Source organism: Waterburya sp. (genome assembly GCF_058530065.1).
In genome coordinates, this window is the sequence record NZ_JBZNBU010000240.1 from 1 (window position 1) to 1,432 (window position 1,432).

The window sequence follows — 1,432 nt, forward strand, 5'->3', positions numbered from 1 at the left end:
AAAATTTGATACAAACTCAAGAGATTGTGGCATTCTGGGCGTTCTGGATCGTCAAATGTCAAACCTTTGACTGGATCGGTTTTACACTTTTTGATTTTTCTTTTAATGGCATCGGGAGGATCTAATAAATCGATGCGACTTTACTCGGAAGGATCGGATTTAGACATTTTTTTAGTGCCATCTGTTAGGCTCATTACCCTCGCACCCTCTTTACGAATCATCGGTTCGGGTACTTTTAGAACGGGCTTTTTCTTCTTGCCAAATTTATCGTTGACTCTGGCTGCAATATCTCTAGTCAGTTCTAAATGTTGTTTTTGATCTTCCCCTACGGGTACAACATCTGCGTCATATAATAGAATATCTGCTGCCATTAATACTGGGTAATCTAGCAAGCCAACGCTAACATTTTCCCCCTGCTTGACAGCTTTTTCTTTAAACTGAATCATTCTCTCCAACCAATTTAGAGGAGTAACGCAATTAAATAACCAAGCAAGTTCGCTATGGGCAGAAACGTGAGACTGAACGAAAATTGTCGAACATTCAAGATCGATACCACAAGCCAAATAAACAGCAGCTAGTTTAAAAGTATTTTCTGCCAACACTTTGGCATCGTGGGGTACGGTAATGGCATGAAGATCGGCAAAAAAGAAGTAATTATCGTAATCCTGTTGGATTTCTACCCAATTACGGATTGCACCTAAATAATTGCCTAAATGTAAGTTTCCCGTGGTTTGGATTCCCGATAATACTCGCTTTTTGTTCATTTGTTGCTCAAAAATTTTGCCCATAAAATATTCCCTCTTTGTCGATGGAAAAAGGGAATTTTTCTATTATGAATAAGTATTACACGATTTTGGATTATTAATAGATAATATTGTATTGTTGAGGGTCAACTACAACTAAACTTGCCACTGCTCTAATTGATAGGCACTATTCCAAAACATCCATTCAAATTGGGATGCGCGGTAGAAAACTAGATTCATCAGATCCAATTCTTCAGTCGAAGCTTTTTCCGCCATTTTATTGGCTACTTCAATCACATAATTTACTGAAGTCTCAAACTCTGGATCTACATAGGTATCGATCCATTTTTGGTAGGGATTGGCTGTAGTATTAGCTTGTCGGTAAATGTGTTTGCCCACCTCTAAATAAATCCAAAAGCAAGGTAACACTGCTGCGACTGTTACGGCAAAAGTAGATTGATATGCTGTAGCGATTAAAAAATTGGTATAGTTCAAACAAGTAGGAGAAGGTTGGGCGTTTAAAGCATCTGTCGGATCGATGCCAAAATCGGTAAAAAACTCTTCGTGCAAACTACGTTCGACAACAATTGCTTCTCTGACACTATTAGCAAATTGCAATTGCATTTCTGGTTGGGGTGCTTTGGCAGATGCGATCGCCAAAACGCGGGCAAATTCTCCCAGATAGATCG

The 1,432-nt window shown here is 39.0% G+C and carries 1 protein-coding gene and 1 pseudogene; both read right to left on the reverse strand.

From position 1 onward, the window contains the following. Positions 1-764 (reverse strand): annotated as a pseudogene (gene trpS, locus AC33VI_RS14390) (tryptophan--tRNA ligase); the annotation flags it as partial. A gap of 135 nt (positions 765-899) precedes the next feature. Next, the coding region (locus tag AC33VI_RS14395) for a TenA family protein (RefSeq protein ID WP_491782956.1) at positions 900-1,432 on the reverse strand (533 nt) is incomplete at its 5' end.